At 65.2% G+C, this 17817-nt stretch carries 16 protein-coding genes and 1 pseudogene; 5 read left to right on the forward strand and 12 right to left on the reverse strand.

Features of this window, described 5'->3' with window-relative positions; genetic code table 11:
- The first annotated feature begins 7 nt into the window (after positions 1 to 7).
- The 3 genes from argA to proP all read left to right on the forward strand — a co-directional run bounded on the left by argA (position 8) and on the right by proP (position 3955).
- Positions 8 to 1396, forward strand: a complete 1389-nt coding sequence (gene argA, locus OKW37_RS16920) for an amino-acid N-acetyltransferase (protein ID WP_090800877.1) — start codon at positions 8 to 10, stop codon at positions 1394 to 1396.
- A 74-nt stretch (positions 1397 to 1470) separates the two neighbouring features.
- Positions 1471 to 1743, forward strand: coding sequence for an oxidative damage protection protein (locus OKW37_RS16925; RefSeq protein ID WP_026225286.1), 273 nt, complete (start codon positions 1471 to 1473; stop codon positions 1741 to 1743).
- Between the two features lie 742 nt (positions 1744 to 2485).
- Positions 2486 to 3955, forward strand: coding sequence for a glycine betaine/L-proline transporter ProP (gene proP, locus OKW37_RS16930; protein ID WP_429405149.1), 1470 nt, complete (start codon positions 2486 to 2488; stop codon positions 3953 to 3955).
- Between the two features lie 66 nt (positions 3956 to 4021).
- Here proP and OKW37_RS16935 read toward each other — a convergent pair whose 3' ends face one another.
- The 7 genes from OKW37_RS16935 to OKW37_RS16965 form a co-directional block, all read right to left on the reverse strand.
- Positions 4022 to 4510 (reverse strand): metallophosphoesterase family protein, encoded by a 489-nt coding sequence (locus OKW37_RS16935; protein ID WP_429405147.1) that lies wholly within the window; start codon positions 4508 to 4510, stop codon positions 4022 to 4024.
- Between the two features lie 8 nt (positions 4511 to 4518).
- Positions 4519 to 5325 carry a hypothetical protein gene (locus OKW37_RS16940; protein WP_429405145.1) on the reverse strand — a complete coding sequence of 269 codons (807 nt, stop codon included), beginning with the start codon at positions 5323 to 5325 and terminating at the stop codon, positions 4519 to 4521.
- 2 nt (positions 5326 to 5327) lie between these two features.
- Complete coding sequence (locus OKW37_RS16945; protein ID WP_090800882.1) at positions 5328 to 5903, reverse strand: TMEM175 family protein; 576 nt, start codon at positions 5901 to 5903, stop codon at positions 5328 to 5330.
- Between the two features lie 144 nt (positions 5904 to 6047).
- Entirely contained in the window at positions 6048 to 6401 is a 354-nt protein-coding gene (locus OKW37_RS16950; protein ID WP_429405144.1) for a cupin domain-containing protein, read from the reverse strand.
- Between the two features lie 28 nt (positions 6402 to 6429).
- On the reverse strand, positions 6430 to 7827 hold the full coding sequence (locus OKW37_RS16955; RefSeq protein ID WP_429405142.1) for an FAD-containing oxidoreductase: 1398 nt from the start codon (positions 7825 to 7827) through the stop codon (positions 6430 to 6432).
- A 169-nt stretch (positions 7828 to 7996) separates the two neighbouring features.
- The gene (locus OKW37_RS16960; protein WP_062129896.1) at positions 7997 to 8185 is read right to left on the reverse strand and encodes a hypothetical protein; all 189 of its coding nucleotides are present in this window, start codon (positions 8183 to 8185) and stop codon (positions 7997 to 7999) included.
- A gap of 136 nt (positions 8186 to 8321) precedes the next feature.
- Positions 8322 to 10637, reverse strand: a complete 2316-nt coding sequence (locus OKW37_RS16965) for a putative bifunctional diguanylate cyclase/phosphodiesterase (protein WP_184063844.1) — start codon at positions 10635 to 10637, stop codon at positions 8322 to 8324.
- Between the two features lie 606 nt (positions 10638 to 11243).
- On the opposite strand from OKW37_RS16965, the pseudogene OKW37_RS16970 reads away from it, so the two are divergent.
- Positions 11244 to 11812 (forward strand): annotated as a pseudogene (locus OKW37_RS16970) (lysozyme inhibitor LprI family protein).
- An 82-nt stretch (positions 11813 to 11894) separates the two neighbouring features.
- On the opposite strand, the gene OKW37_RS16975 reads toward OKW37_RS16970, so the two are convergent.
- Positions 11895 to 12185 carry a helix-turn-helix domain-containing protein gene (locus OKW37_RS16975; protein ID WP_184063836.1) on the reverse strand — a complete coding sequence of 97 codons (291 nt, stop codon included), beginning with the start codon at positions 12183 to 12185 and terminating at the stop codon, positions 11895 to 11897.
- 48 nt (positions 12186 to 12233) lie between these two features.
- Positions 12234 to 13667, reverse strand: coding sequence for a PLP-dependent aminotransferase family protein (locus OKW37_RS16980; protein ID WP_429405139.1), 1434 nt, complete (start codon positions 13665 to 13667; stop codon positions 12234 to 12236).
- A 151-nt stretch (positions 13668 to 13818) separates the two neighbouring features.
- Between OKW37_RS16980 and OKW37_RS16985 the strand changes: the two genes are divergently transcribed.
- Positions 13819 to 16155: an FdhF/YdeP family oxidoreductase gene (locus OKW37_RS16985; RefSeq protein ID WP_429405137.1), complete on the forward strand. Its 2337-nt coding sequence runs from the start codon at positions 13819 to 13821 to the stop codon at positions 16153 to 16155.
- 47 nt (positions 16156 to 16202) lie between these two features.
- Here OKW37_RS16985 and OKW37_RS16990 read toward each other — a convergent pair whose 3' ends face one another.
- The 3 genes from OKW37_RS16990 to OKW37_RS17000 all read right to left on the reverse strand — a co-directional run bounded on the left by OKW37_RS16990 (position 16203) and on the right by OKW37_RS17000 (position 17682).
- Positions 16203 to 16706: a M48 metallopeptidase family protein gene (locus OKW37_RS16990; RefSeq protein WP_429355798.1), complete on the reverse strand. Its 504-nt coding sequence runs from the start codon at positions 16704 to 16706 to the stop codon at positions 16203 to 16205.
- A 236-nt stretch (positions 16707 to 16942) separates the two neighbouring features.
- Complete coding sequence (locus OKW37_RS16995) at positions 16943 to 17239, reverse strand: hypothetical protein (RefSeq protein ID WP_184063824.1); 297 nt, start codon at positions 17237 to 17239, stop codon at positions 16943 to 16945.
- The gene (locus OKW37_RS17000) at positions 17239 to 17682 is read right to left on the reverse strand and encodes a hypothetical protein (RefSeq protein WP_184063821.1); all 444 of its coding nucleotides are present in this window, start codon (positions 17680 to 17682) and stop codon (positions 17239 to 17241) included. The genes OKW37_RS16995 and OKW37_RS17000 overlap by 1 nt, the downstream gene beginning before the upstream one ends.
- Between the last annotated feature and the right edge of the window lie 135 nt (positions 17683 to 17817).

The following is a 17817-nucleotide window of genomic DNA, read 5'->3' on the forward strand; positions in this document are numbered from 1 at the left end:
CCCCGGCATGAATTCCCAAACCGACCTCGTCCCCGCGCCCGCGAGCGTCCCGGCCCCCGCCGACTCGCCGGAAACCCTCGCCCAGCACGCGCAATTCGTCGACTGGATGCGTTCCGTCGCCCCGTATATCCACGCGTTCCGAAACAAGACATTCGTCGTGGGTTTCGGCGGCGAAGTGGTGCATCAGGGGCTGCTGAATGCGCTCGTGTCCGACATCGCGCTGCTGCAGGCAATGGGCATCCAGATCGTGCTCGTGCATGGCTCGCGCCCGCAGGTCGAGGAGCAGATGAGCCTGCACGGCGTCGAATCGGAGTTTTCACACGGCATGCGCATCACCGACGCGCGCGCGCTCGAGTCCGCGAAGGAGGCGGCCGGCGAAGTGCGTCTCGACATCGAAGCCGCGATCAGCCAGGGTCTGCCGAACACGCCAATGGCGCACGCGCACATCAGCGTCGTATCGGGCAACTTCGTGACGGCGCGCCCCGTCGGCATTCTGGACGGCGTCGACTTCCAGCACACGGGCCTCGTGCGCAAGATCGACGCGGATTCGATCCGACACTCGCTTGCGAGCCGCAAGCTCGTGCTGCTGTCGCCGCTCGGCTTCTCGCCCACCGGTGAGGCATTCAATCTGTCGATGGAAGACGTGGCCTCGGCCGCGGCGATCGCGCTGCGCGCCGACAAGATCGTGTTCCTGACCGAAACGCCGGGCCTGATGGAAACCGGCGAAAGCGGCACCGAGCTGATCCGCGAACTGTCGCTCGACGACGCCTACAAGCTGCACGAAAGCGGCGAAGTGACTGGCGACGCCGCGTTCTACCTGAAGCATTCGATCCGCGGCTGCCGCGGCGGCGTGCCGCGTGCGCACATCATCCCGTACGCGCTCGACGGCAGCCTGCTGCTCGAACTGTTCCTGCACGATGGCGTCGGCACGATGATTTCGTACGAGAACCTCGAAAGCCTGCGCGAAGCAACGCCGGACGACGTCGGCGGCATTCTCGCCCTGATCGAGCCGCTCGAAACAGACGGCACGCTGGTACGGCGCGGCCGTCACCAGATCGAACGCGATATCGACCATTTCTCGGTAATCGAGCACGACGGCGTGCTGTTCGGCTGCGCGGCGCTGTATCCGTATCCGCAGGAGCGCATCGGCGAAATGGCGTGCCTGACCGTCGCGCCCGAAGCTCAAGGCACCGGCGACGGCGAGCGCCTGCTCAAGCGCATCGAACAGCGCGCGCGGGCACGCGGCCTCACGCGCATTTTCGTGCTCACCACGCGCACCGAACACTGGTTCCTGAAGCGCGGCTTCGTCAAGGTTACGGTCGACGACTTGCCCGAAGACCGCCGCCGACTCTATAACTGGCAGCGCAAATCGCTCGTGCTGATGAAACAGCTTTGAGTACTTCGTGATCGCCCCCATCTGATCCGAACCGGCGTCTGCCCGCCCCACATCGATTACAGGAGAAGCACAGCATGACTCGTATGGTTCAATGCGCGAAGCTCGGCAAGGAAGCCGAAGGCCTCGATTTCCCGCCGCTGCCGGGCGAACTCGGCAAGCGGATCTACGAAAGTATCTCGAAGGAAGCCTGGCAGAGCTGGTTGAAGCAGCAGACCATGTTGATCAACGAAAACCGCCTGAACATGGCCGATCCGCGCGCGCGGCAGTATCTGATGAAGCAGACCGAAAAGTTCTTCTTCGGCGAAGGCGCGGATACCGCGTCGGGCTACGTGCCGCCGTCGGCCTGAGCTTGCCTCGTCGAGGACGACACGACACAACGCGTCGCCCAAACCGAGCAAACACACGCCTGAAAGTCCGCGCCGCAAGCGCGGATTTTTTTCGCACCAACATCGGCCGCGCATCGCGCCCGCCGCTCGCGTCGTCTTCGCCTCAAAAAGCGCTCGCCAATGTTCTAAGCGGTCCGTTTTTCAGGGCCGTTCCGACCCCGCCAGATCTCCCGTCCCGCAACGGATCGAGTCCCATTGGCGGCCCTGCCTCGCACTGCCGATTTGCATGATCCTCTGGCATCGTGCTAACATGTGCCCTCGTTTCAGCCGCAATTCACCTTCATTCGTGTTCTTTCAAGTTGGTTCATCGTGTGTTTTTCCGCGCACGCGCCATCCTGAATTGAACTGTTTTTAAACAAGAAGGCTCGTCGGTCGTTTCCCCGCCTAAAGCGGAAAATTCAAGACCGGCCTTTTTCGTTTCAAGCCTTCAGTGGCGCATGGGTCAGTTTCCCGCCAGCCCCGCGTCCCTCATGCATCTGCCCCCCTTCCACGGCCACGCAGGTGCAACAGTCAGCACAATCTAGTCGAGTGTTTTTTCGCGAACTTACCGCGAGGCACGGGCGTTTGCTTCTTTTCGCCATCCGTTGCGCCGCCGGATAACCGGTGCCGCGAATAGTCTCGCCTTGCTCACGAAATTACACTTCCCAGCAAAACCGTGGCGGAACGCATCACGAGTTTCGTCGCAGTCATTGGAGTTTCAACCTTGACCGCTTCCAGCAACGGCTTCTGGCGACATCACAAACCGGAACAGCGTCTTTCCCTCGACGACATCACCGTCGTCGATCACTCCCTCCTGAAACGGGCCGTCGGCGCCATGGCGCTCGGCAACGCGATGGAATGGTTCGATTTCGGCGTGTACAGCTACATCGCGGTCACGCTCGGCAAGGTGTTCTTCCCCTCGTCGAGCCCTTCGGCGCAACTCATTGCGACCTTCGGCACGTTTGCCGCGGCGTTTCTCGTGCGGCCGATCGGCGGCATGGTATTCGGGCCGCTCGGTGACCGCATCGGCCGTCAGCGCGTGCTGGCAATGACGATGATCATGATGGCCGCGGGCACCTTCGCGATCGGCCTGATCCCCAACTACGCGACGATCGGCATTCTCGCGCCGGCGCTGTTGCTGCTTGCGCGCCTCGTGCAGGGCTTCTCGACCGGCGGCGAATACGGCGGCGCCGCGACCTTCATCGCCGAATTCTCGACCGACAAGCACCGCGGCTTCATGGGCAGCTTTCTCGAGTTCGGCACGCTGATCGGCTACGTGCTCGGCGCGGGCACGGTCGCGCTGCTGACGGCGACGCTGTCGAATGACGCGCTGCTGTCCTGGGGCTGGCGCGTACCGTTCCTGATCGCCGGACCGCTCGGCCTGGTGGGTCTCTACATCCGCATGAAGCTCGAGGAAACGCCCGCGTTCAAGAAACAGGCCGAAGAGCGCGAAGCCGAGGACCGCGCGCTGCCCAGCCAGTCGTTGCGCCAGCTGCTCGTGCAGCAGTGGAAGCCGCTGCTGCTGTGTGTCGGCCTCGTGCTGATTTTCAACGTGACCGACTATATGGCGCTCTCGTATCTGCCGAGCTATCTGTCCGCCACGCTGCACTTCAACGAAACGCACGGTCTATTCCTCGTGCTGCTCGTGATGATCCTGATGATGCCGATGACGCTCGCCGCCGGCCGTCTGTCCGATGCGATCGGCCGCAAGCCCGTGATGCTGCTCGGCTGCGTCGGTCTGTTCGCGCTGTCGATTCCCGCGCTGCTGCTGATTCGGATGGGCACGGTGCTGCCGGTGTTCGGCGGTCTGATGATTCTCGGCGTGCTGCTGTCGTGCTTCACCGGGGTGATGCCGTCGGCGCTGCCGGCGCTGTTCCCGACCCGGATCCGCTACGGCGCGCTCGCGATCGGCTTCAATATCTCGGTGTCGCTGTTCGGCGGCACGACGCCGCTCGTGACCGCATGGCTCGTCGACCGGACCGGCAATCTGATGATGCCCGCGTACTACTTGATGGGCGCATCGCTGATCGGCATCGTGTCGGTGCTCGCGCTGCGCGAAACCGCGCGCAAGCCGCTGCTCGGCTCGGGTCCGTGCGTCGCGACGCGCGCTGAAGCGCACGCGGTGCTGCGCGGTGAGCGCGAGGCCGAGGAGATGGATGAACGGTTCGCGGCGGCTGCGACCGCGCGTGCCTGACCTGCGCAGTCATCACGTCAGGCGTAGTTTCTGAAGCGGGCCGGCGACATTCGCCGGCCCGCTTTTTTACGTCAGCAGCGAATCGAACGTCGCGCCAACCTGCGCGCCTTCGACGGTCAGCGTGCCCGCGCACACCGGCAGCTTGAAGCGCCGCGGTCCCGCGCTGCCAGGATTGACGTACAGCACGCCGTCGCGCTCGGCGATCGACGGCTTGTGCGAGTGGCCGCTCACCACGACGCGAATGCCATCGTGCTGCGGCACGCAGCCCAGCTCGGCGATGTCGTGCACGACCAGAATCGTCACCTGCTGGATCGTCAGCCGCGCATGCGTCGGTAGAGACGCGGCCCAGTCACCGGTATCGTTGTTGCCGCGCACCGCGGTCAGCGGCGCGATCCGCGCGAGCGCGTCGAGCACCTCCGGGTTGCAGATATCGCCCGCGTGAATGATCGCGTCGCAGCCGTCGAGATAGCGCAACGCTTCGGGACGCACGAGGTTGTGCGTATCCGAGATGAGCCCGATGCGGGTAGCGGTCGAAGGTGAGCGATGTGAAGCCATGCGCAGTCTCACTCGGTCTGCGGCTGCGCCAACTCTCGCGCCGCCGCCTGGGCACGGCGCTGCCCAGCCAGCATGCGCCGCGTCAACCCCTGCACGACGACCGACACCACCGTCGCGCACGCAAACCCCGTCGCCACACCGTACTGCGGCAGCAGCATCGCCGTCACCGCGAAGAACGCCGCGAACGAGCCGCGCCCGACCACCATGCCGCGCATCAAGAGCGCCACGAAGTCCGCGCCATGCGCACGCTGCGCCGACACCGCGAGCACGATGCCGAGCAGCGGGAACACCGACACCACGCCACTCCACGCCGCGCCCATCGATGCCGAGGCAGCCGTCACCGCGAGCGTCAGCAATGCGCCCGCGAGCATCCGCACGGCCAGATCCGCGCGCCCGACGCGCGCCGCCGGCACATGGCCCGTCGCGCGCGGCAAGCAGCTCTGCGACACCGCGACGGCCACGCACGCCGCCGCCAGCGCCCACCCAAGCGAGCCGGGCATCCGCACAATCAGCAGTCCCGCGCCGAGCCAGCCGGCCATGCCCGCGACCAGTGCGAGCGGCCAGTCGAAGCGTCGGCAGCTCCATCCGTAAGCAAGATTGAATGCCTCGGATGCGGCGATCGCCGCAACCGACGCCGCCGACGCCTGCGCCGCGAACGCCGGCCCGCGCTCGACTGCGAGCAGCAGCATGATCGGTCCGGCGACGACCGGCAGTCCCGCGAGCCATCCCGCGACCGACGGCCCCCAGACGCGCGCGGCCGCCGTCAGCGCGGCGAGAAAGGCCGGCACCAGCACGAGCTTCAGCGCGAGCAGCATGCTCAGGCCTCCAGCACGTGTTCGATGCGACGGTCCGGTACGAACCACCACGCGGCGGCGAGCGCGTACAGCACGGCCGACGCCCACGGCACGACGAACGCGAGCCCGATGCCGGTCAGGTAAATGACGACGGAGACCTTGCCCTTGAAGTCGTTGCCGAGCGCTTTGGCCAGCGTCGAGTCGTGTCCATGCTGCGAAATCAGCGTCCGCGTCAGGATGAAATACGCGATCGCCGCCATGAACAGCACGATGCCGTACATCGCGGTCGGCCACGCGGCCAGATGGTTTTCGCCGACCCAGTGCGTCACGGCCGGCAAGAGGGATAGCCAGAACAGCAGATGCAGGTTCGCCCACAACACCTTGCCGTTGACCTTCTGCACCGCATGGAACATGTGATGGTGATTGTTCCAGTAAATGCCGACGTAGACGAAGCTCAGCACGTATGCGCAGAACACCGGTACGACCGGGCGCAGCGCCGCGAGATCGTGGCCATCGGGCACCTTCAGCTCGAGCACCATGATCGTGATGATGATGGCGATTACGCCATCGCTGAAGGCTTCGACGCGTCCCTTGCCCATGCGAGTCCCGAAGATCAATGCGGTGGGGCGCACAGCCCGCCTTCGCCTTGCGCGCGGGCCGCGCCGCTGCCGATTATCGGTGATGGTGTGAGGATTTGTCGATGCGCGAGAGCCGGACGCGCGGATGGCTCGATCCGCCGCGGCTCACGGGTAATGGACGGCGAGCCACACGCTCGGCTCGGTGTCGCTCGTCCATGCGACGCGGTGGCGGCAATGCGCCTCGATCAGCACGTGATCGCCGGGCTTCATCCGATGCGGCTCTGGGTCGCCGTCGAATTCGAGCACCGCCGCGCCGGTGAGCAGCACGACCCATTCGGCGCGCGGGCTGTCGTACCAGAAGCCGGGCGGACTCGCCTGCCCGGTCGAGACGATCCGCTCGATCGTCACGCCGCCCCGCTCGACGAGCGCGTCGACCTGCTCCTCGGGCGTCGTCCCCAACTGCGCGACGAGGTCGAACAGATTGCCGCTGTTACGTGCGGGTTTGAGCGAGCCTGTCATCAGCGTGTCGCGCCAGCGTCAAGGCAGTTCATTGCATCGGCTTGAGCCCATCGAGCAGCGTCGGCACCAGTTCGCTGATGGTCGGATGCACGTGCATGGCGTATTGCAAAGTCGGATACGGCGCGCCTGCCGTCATGATGTCGACGAACGTATGGATCGCCTCGTCGCCCTCGATGCCGTGAATTGCCGCGCCGAGTATCTGTTTGCTGTTCGCATCGACGAGCGCCTTCATGAAGCCGTCGGTCTCGCCACGCTCGCGCGCACGGCCCACGCGCGACATCGGCATCGTCGCGATCAGCGCTTCGCGGCCGCTGTTGCGCACCTCCTGCTCCGACATGCCGACGCGCGCGAGCGGCGGGTCGACGAACACCGCATACGTCATGATCCGCGTGTCGACGCTGCGCGCGCCGCCGTCGAGCAGGTTCGCCGCGACGATCTGGTAGTCGTCGTAGGACGTGTGCGTGAACGCGCCGCGACCGTTCACGTCGCCGATCGCCCAAACGCCCGGCACGCTGGTGCGCAACTGGCCGTCGACGATGATCGTGCCGTGCCGGTCGGTCTCGATGCCGGCGACGTCGAGGCCGAGGTCGTCGGTATTCGGCCGGCGGCCGGTGGCCAACAGCAGGTGCGACGCCTCCATGGCCGGGATGTTCTGCTCGAAGCCGATGCACACGTCGTTCGCGTGATGCGCATGCGGCTCGACGCGCGTCGGCTGCACGCCGAAATGAAACTCGACGCCCTCGCGCGCGAGCACCTTCTGCACCGACTCCGCGAAATCGGCATCCTCGCGGTTCAACACGCGCTCGCCGCGCACCAGCACACTGACGCGGCTCCCGAAGCGGCGAAACACCTGCGCGAATTCGAGCGCGATATAACTGCCGCCGACGATCACCAGATGATCCGGCAACGCGGTCAGTTCGAGCAGCGTCGAGTTCGTGTAGTACGGAATCCGCTGGATGCCTTCGAGCGGCGGCACGACGGCGCGCGTGCCGGTGTTGATGAAGATTTCGAACGCGCTGAGCTCGTTCAGCAATTCCCCGTCGCGCCCGCAGATAGCGAGCGTGCGCGCGCCGGTGAAGCGCGCGTGGCCGTTGAACACCGTGATGTTTTCCGTGCCGCGCAGCCATTTTTCGACGCCGCTGCGCGACTCTCCGATGATCCGGTCCTTGCGCGCCTTCACGGCCGCCAGATCGACGCCGACCGAGCCCACCTGCACGCCGAGCTCCGCCGCATGGCGCGCCACGTGCGCCGCGCGGGCGCTCGCCACATAGGATTTGGTCGGCGTGCAGCCGACGTTCACGCAAGTGCCGCCAAACTCCGCGCGTTCGATCACCGCGGTGCGGCGCCCGCTTTGAGCGAGGCGCACGGCGAGCGGCGAACCGCCTTGTCCGGTACCGATCACGACTGCGTCGAAGTGCTGTGGCATGGCAACTCTCCCCGGCTGGGTGCAGGTCGTAGCATCTTACGCTTAGTGCCACGCGCTGCCATGTCATGTCTGGTTGTGCGGGCGCTTTGGCGACGGCCCGTCTTCCCACGCGCCGCGCGCGAGGCGGCGCCAATCAGTTGGGATTACTGCGTATGCTGCGCGGGAAATCTCAGGCGTGGCAATGAACCGCGCAAATCAACTCGCGCGAACGTTGCAGTGCGGCCTGCGCGCCGCGCGCCGCGAACACCCAGCCGACCTGGCCGAGATTGAAGTCCTGCGACACCATCACCTGCATCAGCGCGACCATCGGCAGTACGACCGCTGGCCGGTAAAGCTGGTTTCTGATCAACTCTGACATGACGACCCCCAAACGCGGGGCGCCGCTTCGGCACCGCGCACCAATACTGTTTCGATGGGGGAATTTTAGGGAGTGCGTCGCCGCCGATAAATAGCGGCAACGCGAAGTCACTTGTTCGGCAATCTGAACAATCGCGTCAGGACGCCTTCGCCATGCCGATCAGCTGCGCGTCGTACAGCGTGCGCGCATACGCGCTCGCGCCGACCGGCCGGCTGTACAGGTAGCCCTGCTGCTTGTCGCAATCGATCGCGCGCAGGAACGCCGCCTGCTCGACGGTCTCGACGCCCTCGGCGGTGACGTTCATGCCGAGCGAGTGCGCCATCGCGACGACCGCCTGCGTGATCGCGACCGAATCGCGATGATCGGGCAGCCCCGCGACGAACGAGCGGTCGATCTTCAGGTTATGCAGCGGAAAGCGCTTCAGGTACGACAGCGACGAATAACCGGTGCCGAAATCGTCGACCGAGACGCGCACGCCCATTGCGTTCAGCGCGCTCAGCATCGGCAGCACGGTATCGCTGTCGCTCATCAGCAACCGCTCGGTGATCTCGAGTTCGAGCGCGGCCGGTTCGAGCCCGGACTGCGCAAGACAACGTTCGATGCGCTCGAGCAGCCCGTCGTTGAACTGCCGCGGCGACAGATTGACCGCGACGACCAGATGCGGCGCGAGCGAGCGCCGCCACTGCGCGACCTGCTGGCAGGCGTGCTCGAGCACCCAGTCGCCGATCTCGACGATCAGCCCGGCATCCTCGGCGACCGGAATGAATTCGCCCGGCGACACGTTGCCCAGCTCGCTGTTGTACCAGCGCAGCAGTGCTTCCGCACCGATCGTGCGGCCGCTCTGGCTATCGACGATCGGCTGGTACACGAGGCTCAGCTCGTTGGCCGCGAGCGCGCGCCGCAGCGACTGTTCGATCGTGAAACGCCGCTGCAGATGCTGGTTCAGCTCGGCGGTGAAGAACTGGAAGTTGTTGCGGCCGCGCTGCTTCGCGTGATACATCGCCGAATCGGCGTTGCGCATCAGCGTTGCGACGTCCTGGCCGTCTTCGGGAAACAGGCTGATGCCGATCGACGCGCCCAGGTAGTACTCGTTGCCCGCCACCGCGAATGGCACCGCGATCATGTCCAGAATGCGGTGCGCGAGGCCGATCAGCTCGCCGGTATTGCCGTACGCACTGGCGACGATCACGAACTCGTCGCCGCCGACGCGCGCCAGCGTGTCGCCGCACCCGACGCAGGCCGACAGCCGTTCGGCAACGCTGCACAGCAAGGCGTCGCCGGCTTCGTGACCGGCGGTGTCGTTGACCTTCTTGAAGCTGTCGAGATCGACGAACAGCACGGCGACGCTGGTGAGCTCGCCGTCATGGTCGCCGGCGGCGCACGGCGCGAACAGGTCGCGCATCCGCTCGGTCAGGTAGGCGCGGTTGTAGAGGCCGGTCAGCGAATCGCGCGTGGCGAGGTACTTCAGCTGGCGCTGCGCCTCGCGCACCGGCCCGATGTCGGAAAACGAAATCAGCACGGAGTCCGGCTCGCTGTCGCCGGGCCGCAGGATCGGCACGACGTTCTGCGTGATCCACACGACCTCGCCGCCGATCAGTTCGAGGCCGACCGTCACGCCGAGCATCGGCTTGCCGGTCGCAAAGACCTGCGAGACCGGACGGTTGACTTCGCCGATGACCGAGCCGTCCTCGCCGAACGCGCGTGTCATCACGGTCCGCATGCTGCTGCCGACGACCTCCGGTGTCACGTGCAGCATGCGCTGCGCACTCGGATTGCAGGCGAGCACGATGCCGGTGCGCGACTGCACGACGATGCCCTCGCTGAGATGATCGACGACCAGCCGGTGACGCTCCTCGCTATGCGCGAGGCGCTGCGCCATCGCGTCCTGATGGACTGCGAGGCCGACGCTGCCGCCGATGTCGCGCAGCATCGCCTCTTCCTCGGGGGTCGGGCAGCGGGTGGCGCGGTAGTAGACGGCGAACGCGCCGAGCACGATGCCCGCGTCGTTTTCGAAGGGCACGGACCAGCATGCGCGCAAGCCGTGCGGCAACGCGAAATCGCGGAAGTTTTCCCACAGCGGATCGGATTCGATGTCGTCGACGATCACCAGACGCCGCTCGAACATCGCCGTGCCGCACGAGCCGACGCCCGGACCGATCGCCGCGCCCTCGATCGCGGCGCTGTACGCGGGCGGCAGCGACGGCGCGCCGCCGACGCGCACATGCACGCCGTCCGGGTCGAGCAGCAGGATCGAGCAGCACGCGCCGTCGCCGAGCAGCGCCTCGGCGCGACGGCAGACTTCGTCGAGCAGTTCGGGCAGCGGCGTGTTGCGGGTGATCAGCCGCAACACGCCGCGCTCGGACGCGAGTACCTCCTCGGCCCGTTCCGGCCGATAGCGGCCGCCCTCCGGCGCGGCTGTCGTTGTGCCACGTGATGTTGCTTCGCAAATCATAGTTGCGCCCCCCAACCCAACATCGGCAAGTTAGTGTACGCGGCACACCGGGGTTTACGCTAAGTCCAGCGTGAAAATCTGCCATGCATCGCGTGCGGACGGCTCCGGTGTGGCGTGCCAGCATCGGTTGATGCCGGTACGACGGGCGACGGCAGTGCGGGCGCCGTCTGTTCGTGGCCCGCAGGCGCCGCAGCGGCTCGACGCTGGGCCGGCAGTTGCGCGACGATCGGGTAGTCGGCCGCAGGGCCCGCGCGCACGTTGGACCCGCTGTTCGTATAGGCCTGTGACTGCGCGCTGGCCGCGCCGGGTAAAATCAGAAGGCCCGCTGCCATGCAAAGACCGATCACGAGTCGTCGTTGCATTCGTTCTCCCTCTTTCGTTGGCCGCCTTTGATCACGCCGGCCCAAGTGCCCCCACTTCCATCATATAGACGTTGCGCCTACTTCATGACACGCGAAGGTGCGCGAGCGCCGACCTGGGCCGGCAGCCCGCGCGGCAACATCCGGTAACGACCCGCCCGAATTCCCGCGTTGTTCGGACGTCCGCGAGGCGCGCGACCGGTCGATCATCGGCGGCATGATCAACCGATGCACCGCCCGGACCCTGATGACCCTCTTCCGCCCCCTCCTGATCGCCGGACTGCTGCTCGCGCATCCGTACGCCAACGCTGCGAGCTTCGATTGCCAGCGCGGCCGCTCGCCGGCCGAGCGCATGATTTGCGGCGACGCCGCCCTGTCGACGCTCGACGACACGTTGGGCCAACTCTACTGGAAGGCACGTCGGCGAGTCGCCCAGCGCCGCGCGTTCATCGACGACAGCGACAGCAAGTGGGCCTGGCGCGAAGCGAACTGCCGCGACGCCGCGTGTCTGCGGACGTGGTACGCGACGCGTATCGACGAATTGCAGCGACTGCTGGCGAGCCTGCCGAGCGGCGCGCGGCACGCGGCGTCCGTGGATGCGGATGCGCACTCCGATCCGTCGACACTGCAATGCACGGCCGCCAGCCCGACCTTATGGTGAACGAGCAGTGTGCGAGCGTGATCGGGCAGTCCAGCAAGCGGTGGAAGTATCAGCCGCGCGATGCCGACTGGTTCTGCGGCGTCGCCACGCTCGAGGCGGCGGACATGGCGCCATCGCAATCAGAACCGCAGGTGCAGGCGAGCGTCGGGCAATGAGACGGCGGAGCGCGCTGACTACGACAACAATCAACCCGTGCGCCGGATCAATTGCACGCCGGTGGCAGTTGCGCCGGGACGCTTAGCCGGCGGCCGACGGCTCGCCGCCCTCGCTCGTGCCGAACAGCTCCGCGCAAAGCTGCGCGCCGATTTCGCTCAGCGACGCGGCTCCGGTGCCATCGTCGTGGCACATCGTATCGACGAGACCGCTTCCCGAGAGCGCCGTCAATTGCCGCCGCAAGCTGCTCATCGGCACGCCGGCCTGCTTCGACAGCTTCGCGAGCGACCACGCGCGCCAGGGTGTCTCGCGATGCGCGCGCCATAGCTGCGCGAGTATCGCGGCGAGTTGCGGGTCGATGTCGTCGTCATCCATGTCGGTCTACCTGTCGTGATGTGTCGTTGTGCATCGCCGTAGCGCCTGTCACGCCATCGCCGTAGCCAGCTCACCGAGCGTCTTCAACGCCGCTTCGGCCTGCGCGGTCCACGGATAGCTGTAGTTGAGCCGGATGAAGTGCCGAAAATCGTTGCGCGTCGAAAACATCATCCCCGGCCCGACCGTGATCCCGCGTTCGAGCGCCGCCTGATAAAGCCGCATCGAATCGATCGCAACGGGCAACTCGACCCACAGCACGTAGCCGCCCTGCGGCGTCGACACGCGCGTGCCGACCGGGAAAAAGCGCAGCACCAGCGCGCTCATGATGCTCGCCTGCTGCCGGTACACGCGGCGCAGGTGCCGCAGATGGCGGTCGTAGCCGTCCTGACGCAAATAATCGGCGACCGCGATCTGGGGCACCGACGGCGTCGTCAGCGTATTCAGGAACTTGAGCTTCTCGACCTGCGCGCGATAGCGCCCCGGCAGCGCCCAGCCGATCCGGTACGACGCCGTCAGGCTTTTCGAAAACGACGCGCAGTGCAGCACGAGCCCCTGGGTGTCGAAGGTCTTCAGCGTCGACGGCCGCGTGTCACCGAAATACAGCTCCTGGTAGACATCGTTCTCGATCGCCGGAATCTCGTGCGCGGCCAGCAGTTCGACCAGTTGCCGCTTGCGCTCGTCGGACATGCAGAAACCGAGCGGATTCTGGAAATTCGGCATCACCATGCACGCGGCGATCTTCTGCCGCGCGATCGCCTTCGCGAGCGCGTCGATGTCGATGCCGTCGACCGGATGCGTCGCCACCTCGATCGCGCGCATGCCGAGGCGCTCGATGGCGTGCAGCATCGCGTAGTAGGTCGGCGACTCGACCGCGACGGTATCGCCCGGCTTGGCGACCGCCTGCAGGCTCAGGTTGATCGCCTCGGTCGCGCCGAGCGTGATCACGATTTCGCCCGGATCGACCGGCAGACCGTTTTCCGCATAGCGCCGCGCGATCTGTCGGATCAGCTCGGGGTTGCCCGGCGGCAGATCGTCGATCAGATTCCAGCTCGCGTGCCGCCGCCCGATCGCGTTGGCGTACTGGTTGATGCGCCGCCACGGGAACAGCGACGGATCGGGATACGGCGAGCCGAACGGCACGGCGTCGTGCGCGCGGATGCTGCGTAGCGTCGACAGCACGAGCCGGCTCACGTCGACCGTCGCGGGCACCGGCGGCGGCGCGGACTTGCGGCCCGCGCGGGCCGCGGCGGGCGCCGGCGCGAGCGCCCGCGCGGCCGCGTCGCGCACGAAATAGCCCGACTGCGGCCGGCTCTCGACGATGCCGCGGCTCTCCAGCAGCGCATACGCGTGCAGCACCGTCTTGATGCTGACGCCGTGCTGCTGGCTCGCCTGACGCACCGACGCAACCCGCTCGCCGGCCGCGAACACGCCGCGGCGCACGGCTTCGGTGATTTCGTCGGCGAGTTTTTCGTAGAGCTTCATGCGATTCGGGTGGATTCGGGCGGCTTCAGGCATCGTCGCGCAACTGTACTCCTGTTCTTTCCAATTTTCTGTACCCGACGTAGTTTATGGAACACAGTACGCTCTCCGGCATTGGTCTGCAAACCCTGTCGAATCTTTCCACCGCCACGTCATGAAGAAGAACGAAACACAAGCCGAAGCCCGCATCGAGCCGTACAAGCACCCCGCCGCTGGCTGGGGCGCGCTGAAGTATGTCGCCATCAACTTGCTCAAGGAGAAGGTCGCGGGCGGCAACTACCGCACGCTGCTCAAGCAGAACCAGCCTGACGGCTTCGACTGCCCCGGCTGCGCGTGGCCGGATCGCGAGCACGCGTCGACATTCGAGTTCTGCGAAAACGGCGTGAAGGCCGTGGCCGCCGAGGCCACCGGCAAGCGCGTGACGCCCGCGTTCTTCGAGCGGCACAGCGTCACGGAGCTGATGAGGCAATCCGACTTCGAACTCGAGCAGCACGGCCGCCTGACCGATCCGCTCGTCTACGACGCCGCGCGCGACCGTTATGTGCCGATCGGCTGGGACGACGCATTCGCGCTGATCGCGAGCCATCTGAAGCGTCTCGACGATCCTGACCGCGCCGCGTTCTATACCTCGGGCCGCGCGAGCAACGAAGCCGCGTTCCTGTACCAGCTGTTCGTGCGCATGTACGGCACCAACAATTTTCCCGATTGCTCGAACATGTGCCACGAGGCGACGAGCCGTGGCCTGCCGCACACGGTCGGCATCGGCAAGGGCACGGTCACGCTCGATGACTTCGAACACGCGGATACGCTGCTGATCTTCGGCCAGAATCCGGCCACCAACCATCCGCGCATGCTCGGCGAGCTGCGCGAATGCGCGAAGCGCGGCGCCACGATCGTGTCGATCAATCCGCTGAGGGAGCGCGGCCTCGAACGCTTCGCGAGCCCGCAGCATCCGGTCGAAATGCTGACGATGGGCAGCACGAAAATCAGCTCGGTATTCATCCGTCCGAAGGTCGGCGGCGATTTCGCGCTGATCAAGGGCGTCGCCAAACGCGTGCTCGAACTGGATGACGAAGCGCTCGTGTCGGGCCTCGAGCGCGTGCTCGACTTCGGCTTCATCGCCCAGCACACAGTCGGCTTCGCTGCCTTCGCCGACGATCTGCGCGCCGAGCGCTGGGACACGATCGTCGCCGAGGCAGGCGTGCCGCTCGATGAGGTGCTGAAGCTCGCCGATATCTACGTGAAGGGCCGCGCGGTGATTTCGACCTGGGGCATGGGTCTCACGCAGCACAAGAACTCGGTCGCGACGGTACAGCTGCTGTCGAATCTGATGATGATGCGCGGCAATATCGGCCGGCGCGGCGCGGGGCTGTGCCCGGTGCGCGGCCACTCGAACGTGCAGGGCGACCGCACGGTCGGTATCGAAGAAAAGCCTACTGAAGCGTTTCTCGACAAGCTCGGCGCAGCCTACGACTTCGCGCCGCCGCGCGAGCACGGACTCGACGTCGTCAACACGATTCAGGCGATGCTCGACGGCAAGGTGAAGGTGTTCATCGGGCTGGGCGGCAATTTCTCGATCGCGACTCCGGACACGCCGCGCACGTGGGACGCGATGCGCGCATGCGATCTGACCGTGCACGTGACGACGAAGCTCAATCGCAGCCACCTCGTGCATGGCCGCGACGCGCTGATCCTGCCGACGCTCGGACGCACCGAGATCGATGTTCAGAACGGCGTGGCGCAAGGCGTCAGCGTCGAGGATTCGATGAGCATGGTGCACATCTCGTATGGGATGAACAAACCGGCGTCGGACAATCTGCTTTCCGAAGTGGCGATCGTCGCGCGCATGGCGCATGCAACTTTGGGCAGCGGCAAGGTGGACTGGCTCGCCCATGCGGCCGACTACGCGCTGATTCGCGACGGCATCGCGAAGGTGATCGACGGTTTCGACGACTACAACGAGCGTCTGAAGAAGCCGGGCGGCTTCCATCTCGGCGTCGCATCGCGCGATCGCATCTGGAAAACGCCGAGCGGCAAGGCACAGTTCATCGTCCACGCGATCGCGCTCGACACGCCGATTCATCAGGCGAAGAAGCAACATGGCGAACGCCTGATGACGCTGATGACCACCCGCTCACATGATCAGTACAACACGACGATTTACGGTCTCGACGATCGCTATCGCGGCGTGTACGGACAGCGGCGCGTGCTGTTCGCCAACAAGGACGATCTCGCGATGCTCGGGTTCGCGGCTGGTCAGCGCGTCGATATCACGAGCGTGTGGGCCGATGGCATCGAGCGACGCGTGGACGGTTTTCTGCTCGTCGAGTACGACATTCCGCGCGGCTGCCTCGGCGCTTATTATCCGGAGACGAATCCGCTGGTGCCGCTCTCCTCGGTCGCAGATGGCGCGGGTACGCCGACGTCGAAGTCGATTCCGGTGTTGTTGACGGCGTCGATGGTGGAGGATGCCGCGGAAATGGCGGCTTGAAGTCAGCTCCGTTTGTCACGTCTGCCGCGCCCGCCGCGCGGCGTACCTCACACGGTCTTCTTCGCCAGATCGCGATGTGTCAGATACAGACGTAGATCGAATTCGATCTGTTGGTAACCCGGCTGCATGAACTCGCACAGACGATAGAACGCTTTGTTGTGGTCGCTTTCTTTCAGATGAGCGAGTTCGTGCACGACGATCATCTTCAGAAACTCCGGCGCCGCGGCCTTGAATAACGACGCGATGCGGATTTCCTTCTTCGCTTTCAGCTTGCTGCCCTGCACCCGCGAAACGCTCGTGTGCAGGCCGAGCGCGTGACGCATCACGTCGAGTTTGCTGTCGTAAGTGACCTTGTCGATCTGCTCGGCGTTGCGCAGGTGTTCGCGTTTGAGTTCCGCGCAGTACTCGTAGAGCGCGCGGTCGGTTTGCACCTCGTGCGTGCTCGGGTACTTCTGCGCGACGTAGGAGCCGAGCTGATCGGCGGCGATCAGCTTTCTCACCTTGTCTTGCAACGGTGCGGGGTAGCCGGTGAGGTATTTGAGGGGGAACATGAAGGCGGAGTGAGGTTGGCGGGGGTGATGTTACGCATGGTCCGGCCTGGCGACAAGTTTGATTCTTTCCGGACGACTTAAGGCGCGTAGGCGTGCATGTTGTCGATGATTTCACCGCCTGATTCAACGCCTCCATCGTCGTGCAAGATGGCGTTGTCGTCACCGCGCAATTGATTCGCTCGCTTCATCGCATCAATCACCCTGCATGCTTGACGTCGAGCGACTACAAGAATGCACTATTCGCCAGACGGCTTCGCTGGTGTCCAGACCATCGGGGCTTCAGTCGTGATCTGCAAGCGAGACCTCAAGTCAGGATTCGAAGCGGCAAGGCTCAGGACCGCCAAGCCCCCCAGCTTCCGCGCGTCCTCGTCTGTAAATGGAGCGTCGGAGTGTTCAGCGGCATCCGGCGGCACGCTGATTGCCATGACGCGATCAATCGCGGTTTGAACGAACTGTCGCGGCACAACGCAGAATTTCACCTGTCCCGTGTGTTCGTCGAAAAAACTGATAAACGCGGTTTGTCGTTGACTCATCAATAACCTCTACAGGTCTGGTAATTCGCGAATGCCCGTTGCGCGCACAGCGCATAAGTGCGCGGGTCTTGGAATATTGCGCCAGCAGCAGAACAGGCTGTCATTTCCGCATGATATATCGCGTCGCACTCAGTTTCCTCGGCCGCGCTGACTCCGCGCGCCGCGATCTGCTGCACATCGCCGCTCGGCGCGTCCGGTGCGTACTCCAACGGCTTTGCATTGCCGAGATTCTGCGGCACGCGCGGACTGTTGCCATGGAGCGAGCTTGCGATGTCCGCCTCGGCCGGTTGTTGTGTGCGGGCAGGCGCTGGACCCGAACCTTTTTCCCGCTGCTTGCGTATCGCCTCCACACACTTGCGCATGTCGTCCCGCTCGGGCACAAACAGCAGGTTGCCGTTCTTTACTTCGTCGTACAGGGCTTTGGCGACCTGATGGTTGGTCATCCTGTACATATGAAAGCGGTTGTCACTCCCCCCGACAACGGCGACAGCGACCGCTGGCTCCTTGTTATCGCGCCGCCGCTCACAACTCACTAAACCCGATGGTCACCATCACCATTGTTTTGACAATCGTTAAAC

Origin of the sequence: Paraburkholderia sp. MM5482-R2, assembly GCF_050436125.1 — a bacterium.
In the GTDB taxonomy this organism is placed as follows: Bacteria; Pseudomonadota; Gammaproteobacteria; order Burkholderiales; family Burkholderiaceae; genus Paraburkholderia; species Paraburkholderia tuberum.